The 8,203-nt window shown below is 74.3% G+C and carries 1 protein-coding gene and 1 pseudogene; one reads left to right on the top strand and one right to left on the bottom strand.

The window, feature by feature from the left end:
• Positions 1 to 386 precede the first annotated feature (386 nt).
• Positions 387 to 7,685 (bottom strand): hypothetical protein, encoded by a 7,299-nt coding sequence (locus tag OXS49_RS31805; RefSeq protein ID WP_267428541.1) that lies wholly within the window; start codon positions 7,683 to 7,685, stop codon positions 387 to 389.
• Between the two features lie 309 nt (positions 7,686 to 7,994).
• Between OXS49_RS31805 and OXS49_RS31800 the strand changes: the two are divergent.
• Positions 7,995 to 8,203, top strand: a pseudogene (locus OXS49_RS31800) (histidine kinase); the annotation flags it as partial.

The following is an 8,203-nucleotide window of genomic DNA, read 5'->3' as shown; positions in this document are numbered from 1 at the left end:
TAAGATAGGAACATTGTCAAGAGCGCGCGCGATCCGCAGCCGAACGTCTCACCCCCTCTCCGGGCTCCGATGTTCACGCATCGCGGGCACAGACGCGCTCTCCTCCCCTGGCGACCCTGGGCTCGCCCAGGATCGCTCGAGCTTGCGGGGAGGGGAAACGCGCTTGTTTCTGAAGCCTTTGGTGTCCGGCAGCGACGTGTGAATCCGGTAGCCCGCACGGAAGAGGGGGCCTGTCGCGCTCCGTCACCAGCCTCCTGCCTCAAACCGGCGTAGCCCGTCGTTACAAGGGGGGAGAAACGCGTCCCGGCCCACTCTGTGTCGAACGTCTCGCTGGTGGCGGGAAGGGGACGGGGACCCGAACCCCCGCCCCTAACCCGCAGGGCGCCCTACGCCCCGTCGAACCGCCCGCTGGCATGGGCCAGCATCGTGTAGACCTTGCCGGTCTCCGAGGTGAGATAGGCGTCGGTCCGCTTGGCGTCGCTGTCGTTCTTGACCACGTCGCCGAGCAGGCGCTCGAACTCGCTGACGTAGCGGTCGACGCTGCGGCGGAACTCCGCATCCGCCCGGTAGCGGCGCTGGATCTCCGTGAAGGTCGTCCGCCCCTGCGCCGTGTAGATCCGCGGGTCGAACAGGTTCGGCTCGCCGCGGCGGTAGCGTTCCCACAGGTCGACCGCGGTCTGGTGCTCGATCATCTTGGCGATATCGGTCGAGATCGTGTCGAGGGCGATCCGCCCGGTCTCGGCGGCCGCCACGGCGGGCCGGCGGGCCGATGCCGCGGGGGCCGGCACGTCCGTCGCCGGCACCTCCTCGTCGTCGTCCAGCGAGGCGCGGGTCAGCAGGTCGGACAGCCAACCCCGCTTGTCGCCGGTCCGCGCCGGTGCGGCCGCGCGGGCCGGTGAGGCCGAGCGGGGCGCCTCGCCCCGGGTCGCGCTGCCCGTGGCCGGCCGCGACACCGCCGGAGGCGCGGGCAGCGCGGGTGCCGGTGCGGCGGCGGGTGCCGCCGACGCGAAGGCGGCGAGGGGAGCAGGCTGGGCAGCAGCCTGGGAAGCAGCCGGCGCCGCGACCGCACGCGCGCCGCCCTCCGCGACCCGCCGCTGCGCCTGCGGCTGGGCGACGTCGACCGAGCGGCCGGAGCGGGAGACCAGGGACGAGAGCTCGTTGAGCGCCTTGATCTGGTCGGAGACCACCCGGCGCATCTCGCCGGTGGCGTCCTGGGTCTCGCGGGGCAGGTCGAGCACGCCCTTGGCGAGTTCGGCGCGGGTCGCGTCGAGTTCGCCGCGGATCGAGCCCGCCATATCGCGCAGGGCCGAGAAGGAGTCGCCGAAGCTGGCCTGAGCCTCCTGGAAGCCGGTGCGCATGTCGCGCGCCGCTTCCTCGATCGCCTGCCGCACGCCCTGGGCGGCCTTCTCGCCCTCGGCGCTGGCGCTGTCCTTCAGGTCGGCGAAGGCGCTCGTCACCGAGGCGCCGGCGCCCTCCGCGGTCCGGGTCAGGGTCTCGCCGACGCTGCGGGCCCGCTCCTCGGCGGCGCGCAGGGTCTGCTCGATCGTCCGCTCCAGGGCCTTGCCGTTCTCCTCCAGGGCGGCGGCGCGGGTCTCGAAGGCGGCCAACGCCTCGGTCAGCGCCGTCTCGCGGCCCGAAAGGGTCGCGCCCAGCCGCTCCTCGATGGCGGCGAGCGACACGGCGGCCCGATCGAGGGCCGCGACGTGCGCACCGGTCTGCTCCGCGAGCGAGCGGCCGCGGCCGTCGAGGGTCTCGGCCAGCCGGGAGGCCTCGCTCAGCGCCCCGTCGGCGGCCCCGCGCAGGGCCTCGACCTGGGACGAGACGCCGGCGCTCGCCCGGCCGGTCTCGGCCGCGATGCGCTCCAGGGCCGCCTGGACCTGCTCGATGCGGCCGGCGAGGCCCCGCTCGATCGCGCCGAGATTGGTGTCGGCCCCGGCCACGAGGTCGCTGAGCGCCGTGTTGGCGGCCTCGATCCGCTGGAGCAGGCTGCCGAGTTCGCGGCCCATCCGGTCATTGGTGTCGAACAGTTCCGAGAGGGTGCGGCCGGCCCCGTCCTCGATGGCGGCGCGCAGCAGCTCGGCCGAGGCGCGCGACTGCACGGCCAGCTCCGCGGTCCGCTCCCGCAGGCTGTCGGCCAGGGGCATGCCGGTCTCGGACAGCGCCCGCTCGATCGCCTCGGCCCGATCGGCCAGGGCACGCGCGAGGTCGAGCATCGGCCCGTCGATGGCGCCGCGCAGACGCTCGACATGGCCTTCCAGCGCGTCGCCGACGGTGCGCCCGCTCTGGTCGAGGCCGGTGAGCAGCGCGCCGCCCCGGTCCTCGATGGCACGCACCAGCGCCTCGGCGCTCTCCGCGAGGCGGCGCGACAGGGCCTCGCCCCTGGAATCCACCAGGGCACCCAGGGCGTCGGTACGCCGCTCGAACGCGGCCCCCAGCGCCTCGACGCGCTCGTCGATCAGGCCGGCCAGGGCGTCCTCGCGCCGACGAAGCGTCTCGGCCAGAGCCGCGTTGTGGACGTCGACCTGCTCGGCATGGGCGCGCGCCCGCTCGTCGAGGGCGGCCACGAGGGTCGCGGTGCGCTCGTCCACGAGGCTCGCGAAGGCGTCGTGACGGTCGTCGAAGGCATTGGCCAGGGTGTCGGCACGCTGCGCCACCAGGGTCGCGAACAGCCGCATCCGGCTGTCGATGCGCTGGGTGAAGGCATCGGCACGGGCATCGACGCCCTGGGCCAGGGCCTCGCTATGCGCCGACACGGCCTGCGCCAGGGACGCCGTGCGGTCCTGCACGACGCCGTCGAGGGCGCGCAGGCGGGTGTCGAAGACCTCGACCAGCGCGCCGGTGCGGCCCTGGGCGGTGTCGAGCAGGGCCTGGCTGCGGTCGTCGATCAGCCCCTCGATCGCCGCGCGGGCCTCCTCGAACGTAGTCCGGAGAGCCGCAACCCGGGCATCGACCCGCTCGGACACGTCGCGGCCACTCCCCTCGACGATCGCCCCGAGGCGGTTCTGCACCCGGTCGAACAGGGCCTGCAATTCGCCCGTCCGCTCGCGGAGGGTCTCGGCGAGCTGAGTCTCGCGGCTCTCCAAAAGGCCCGCGATCGCGGGATGCGCCCTGTCGATGGTGGCCTGGAGTGCCTGGGTCCGGTGCTCGATCGTGCCGGCGATCTGGCGGCCGCGGGTGTCCACGAGGCGGTCGATCTCGCCCTGCGCCCGCTCGAACAGGCCCTGCAGATCGGACAGGCGGTTGTCGAGCACGTCCGCCATCTGGGCGGGCGCCGCGTCGAGGGTCGTGCGCAGGCTGTCGGTCCGGGCCGCGATGGCGTCGGCGACCTGCTGGCCACGCCCGTCCACGAGGTCGCGCAGGCCGGCCTGGGCCTCCTCGAACAGGGTCTGAAGACGCTGCGTGCGCGTGTCGAGGGTGGCGGCGAGCTGGCGCTCGCGGGTCTCGACCAGGGCCGAGACGGCGGCCGGGGCCTCCTCCAGCACCGTGCGCAGGGACTGGATGCGGGCATCGACCGTGGCGGCGAAGCGACCGCCGCCGCCCTCGACCAGGGCATCGAGGGCCGTTTGGGCCTCTTCGAACAGGGTGCGCAGGGCCTGAGCCCGGGCGGTGAGCGTGTCGGCGAGGCGGTTGCCGCGCCCCTCGACCAGGGACTCGAGGTGGCCGAGCCGCTCGTCGAACAGGCTGCCGAGCTGACGGGTCTTGTCGTCCAGGGCGCCGGTCGCTGTGCCGAAGGCGCCGTCGAGCGCAGCGATCAGCGCCTGGCCGCGGCCATCCAGCGCCTCGTTGATCGGGCCCATCCGGCCGTCGAGGGTGGCGGCCAGGGTACCGGCATGGCCGTCCAGCATCACGCGGATCTGGTTGGTGCGGTCGTCCAAGAGGGTGTGGACCGTGCGCACGCCGTCGTCGAGCAGGCCGCTGATGTCGGCGGTGCGGCTCGACAGGGTGTGACCCAGGCGGCCCTCGCCGTCGTTGAGCATCCGCTCGGCATCCGCGATGGTCTGCTGGAGCTTGGCCAGCACGCTCTCGCCGCGCTGGTCGATCAGCTCGGCCAGCGACGTGCCGCCACGGTCGAAAAGACGGGCGAGCTCGGTGATCCGGCCGCCGATCGCCCCGAACACCGCCCGGCCCTTCTCGTCGAACTCGCCCGATAGGGCCGCGATGCGCTGGTCGATCTCGCGCGCGAGCTGATCGGCGCGCTCCGCGAAGGCGGCACGAACCGCCTCGGCGCGGGCGGCGAGCGTCGCGTCGGCGCTCTCGGTGCGCTCGTCGACCAGACGGACGAGCGCCTCGCCGCGGGTCGACAGGGCGGTCTCGAGGCCGCTCGTGGCCTCCTCGATCGTCGCCGTGAGGGCGCGGACGCGCTCCGCCATGGCGCCGTCGAGGCCGCCGGTCCCGTCGGTGATTGTCGCGACGAGGTCGCGGGTCCGGCCGGCCAGTTCCTCGTCCACCGCGCGGGTGCGGGCCTCGATGACGCGGATCGTCTCGAAGGCCTGGACGCCGAAACTCTCGTCCACGAGGCGGGCACGCTCGTCCAGCGCGTCGGCGATCGCCTGGAGGCGGCTGACCACGCCGGTATCGAACTGGCCGGCACTCTCCTCGATCCGGCGGGCGATCTCGCCCGTATGCCGGGCGATGTCCTGCCCGAGCCCGGAGGTGCGGCCCTCCAGCATCTCCATGAGGCCGCGATGCCCCTCGGCCATGATGCGCGCCATCTCGTCGGTGCGGGCGCGCAGGGTCTCGTCCACCGCGGTGGCGCGGTTGCCGAGGTGGCTGTCGATGTGGCCGACGAGTTCCGCCACGGCCGCGCCGATCTCGGCGGCCCGCTTGGCGGAGCGCTCCTCCAGGCTGCCGAGATGGGTCTCGATCAGGCTGCCGGCCTCGTGGGCGCGGGCGGTGATCGTCTCGGCGACGGCCTGCCCCTTGCCGGTCAGCAGGCGGTCCATCTCCTCCAACCGGGCGCCGACGGTCTCGCCGAGCGTCGCGGTGTCGCGGCCGATCCGGTCGGCCAGGATGTCGCCGCGGGCGATGGTCTCCTGCAGGGCGGCGAGGCGGTTGCCCAGTGTCTCGTCGATCGCCCGGACGCGGCCGTCGGCGGTCTCGGCGAAGCTCGCACCGGTCTGGCTGAGGGTGTCGGCGATGCGCGCGCCCTGGCTCGCCACGGCGAGCACGATGTCGCGGCCCGTGCCGCTGATCCGGGTCTGGGTCTCGTCGGCGTGGCCGGCGAGCAGTTCGGCGACGCTCCGTCCGTGTTCGCCGAAGGCCGCCTCCATCTCGCCGATCCGGGCGGCGAGGTCGGCCGAGATCGCGCGGGCCGCCTCGGCGAGGCTGCCGGTGGCGTCGCCGGTGCGGGCGGCGAGCTCGCGGTCGAGGTCGTCGAGAGCGGCGCGGACGGCGGAGACCGCCTCCGTACCGCGGGCCCCGAGATCGGTGCCGGCGCGGTCCGCGGCTTCGAGGAACCGGGCCATGAGGGCGGCGGTCTCGGCTTCCACAGTGCTCGCGACCTCGGTCGAGGCGGTGCGCAGGGTCTCCAGGGTGGCGGCGAGACGCGCGGCGGCGTCCCGGGTCTGCGCCTCGGCGACGGTGCCGGTCTGCTCGGCGGCGGCGCGCAGCGCCTCGGCGGCTTCCTCGGTCCGCGTCGCCAGGGCGGCGGCGGACTCGGCGACCCGCCGCTCCATGACCCGGACAGCTTCGAGAGTCCGGGCCTCGACCGCACCGGTAGCGGCCTCGGTGGTCCCGTGCAGGGCGGTGGTGGCTGCCTCGGCGCCACGCCGGAACGCCGCGACCGACTCGGCGGTACGGTCGCCGATCTCGACCGACAGGCCCTCGACCGTGCCGCGCAGGGACTGGACCGCGCCGGCCGCGCCGGTCTCGAAGCCCCGGCCGAGCGCCGCGAAGGCGGCCTCCAGGCTGGCCGCGACCGTGTCGGTCCGCTGCGCGATGCCGCTCCCGGCACGCTCCGCCGCGGCGGCGACCCGCGTCTCCAGATCGGCCGCCCGCACCGTCACGGTCTCGTCGAGCCGCGCCGCGACGCCATCCATGCGTTCGGCGACGGCGCCGCCGCGTTCCGTCAGCGCGTCGGCGATCCGCTCGGCGGCGCCGATCAGCTCGTCGCGGACGATACCGGCCCGGGCCGACAGGGCGTCGCCGGCGCCGCCGGCGGCGAGCGCCAGGGCAGCCTGCGCGTCGCGTCCGCGGCCCTCGATCGCCTCGGCGACCGACAGGCCCGTGGTCTCGATCTCGGCGCGCAGCGCCGTACCGCGGCCGGCAATGTCCTGTGCGAGGGCCGAGCCGGTCTCGGCAAAGCGCGCCGTGATCTCGGCGCCCATGGCACCGAAGCGGTTGGTCAGCTCGGAGCCGCGCGACAGGAACACGCTCTCCAGCCCGGTTGCCGAGCGCTCGAAGGTCTCGCGCACCGCACCGGCCTGGCGCTCCAACGCCGCCCCGACCTGCGCGCCGGTCTCCTCCAGGCTCCGGGCCAGGGTGCCGGCATTCTCGGTGAGACGGCCCGCCAGGGCGGTGCCGGCGGCCTCGAAGGCGCCGGTCGCCTCGCCGGCGCGGCTCTCGAAGGCGTGGGTCAGGCCCGCGCCGACCTCCTGAAGGGTGCCGCGCACCGCCTCGCTGGTGGCGGTCAGCGTGTCGATCAGGTCGCTGCCGCGGGCGGTCATCAGGCCGACCACCCGGTCCCCGGCCTCGCCGAGGGAGTCCGTGATGGCGGCGCCGCGGGTCTCGAGGGCCCCGGTCACGCGCTCGCCCGCACCGGTCAGGGCCGTCACGATCCGATCGGAGGCGCCCTCCAGCTCCTGGCTCAGGCTCTGGTGCGAGCCGGTGATGGCGTTGCGCACCCGGTCGGCGTTGGTGACGATCGCCTCGCGCTGCGCCACCAGCTCCTCCACGAGGGAGCGGATCCGGATCTCGTTGTCGGAATAGGCGCGCTCCAGGGTGGCGATCTCACCGCGCACCAGGGTCTCCAATTCGCCCGCGCGGGCCAGCGCCCGCTCGACGCCGTCGCCCACGGCGGCCACCTCGCGGCGCACGGTCTGCGACATGGTCAGAACCGCATCGGTCGAGAAGCTCTCGGGCTCGGCGAGCCGGACCGCGACCTCGCCCACCGCCCGGGCGACGAGGCGCATCTCCTGCGCGCGGACCGCCAGCATGGCGGCGATCACGAACAGCACGACCGGGCCGAGCAGCGCCGCGGCGCCCACGCTCGCCTGGAGCGCTGTGAGCCCCGCCACGACGCCGCGCAGATCGCCCTCGGACTTGATCCAAGCGACCAGCACGAGGAGGCCGATCCAGGCGAGGCCGGCCGCGAGCGCGACGAGATACGGCTTGGGCGAGGAGCGCACCCGCAGAGTCTGTTGCAGGATGCCGATGTTGCGCCGGTCGTCGTTGGCGACAAGCGAGCGGTCGGGGGGCAGGAGGCCGCCTTCCCGCCGCGGGCGCTCAAGGCCGGGCGGGGGCAGGTCGGAGGCGAGCGGCGGGTCGAGGTCCAGGCGCGGCGGCATGGTCCGGCCGGCCACGTCCATCCCCCCGTCGCGCAGGGGTTCGGTGTCGCCGACATCGGGCAGGCGCGGCTCGGCGCGGCCTTCGAGGCCGGTCGGCGTCAGGGCGTCGAGGTTCAGCGCCTGCTCGATCGCAGAGAGCGCGGCCTCGGCCGGGTCCTTCAGCTTCTTCTCGGTCGCCATTCAACGCCTCGTGACACGGGTTCACCGGCACCTCGGGGGAGGCTGATGCCGGAGACGCAACGCCCCGTTTACCATTACAAGATTAGACCTGAGCAGCGATTGCCGATACCCAAGTCCCGGCCAGCCCCAGAAAACGTTAACCGAATGGTTACCGACCCTGCCGCTCACCGCGCCCGCATCGTGCCGCAGGGACGGGGTCCGGCGCGATCCCCGACCGGCGAATCAGGGGGTGAATTGTGTGGATCAGATCCGCAATCCCCAGAGAACACCGAATCCAACGGCTCCGGCCCGCCGCCGATCGATCCTGCGATCGATGCTGCGATCGACCGGGCGGCCCTCGACGCCCAGACCGGAGGCGACGCCGATCTCGCCCGCGAGGTCCTGGCGCTGTTCGCCGGCCAGTGCCGGTCGATCCTGCCACGGCTGGCCGATCCGGACCTGTCCCGGCCTGAACGCGCCGACCTCGCCCATACCCTGAAAGGCTCGGCCGCGGGCGTCGGAGCCACGCGGGTCCATGC

Origin of the sequence: Methylobacterium sp. GC_Met_2 (genome assembly GCF_026540795.1) — a bacterium.
Taxonomy (GTDB): domain Bacteria; phylum Pseudomonadota; class Alphaproteobacteria; order Rhizobiales; family Beijerinckiaceae; genus Methylobacterium.
The sequence above is the reverse complement of the archived record's forward strand: the minus strand, read 5'-3'. Positions and strand labels throughout refer to the sequence as shown.

Bases quoted from the DNA above. Each gene is read 5' to 3' on its own strand.
- OXS49_RS31805 (WP_267428541.1), bottom strand. From the start codon at position 7,685: ATGGCGACCGAGAAGAAGCTGAAGGACCCGGCCGAGGCCGCGCTCTCT.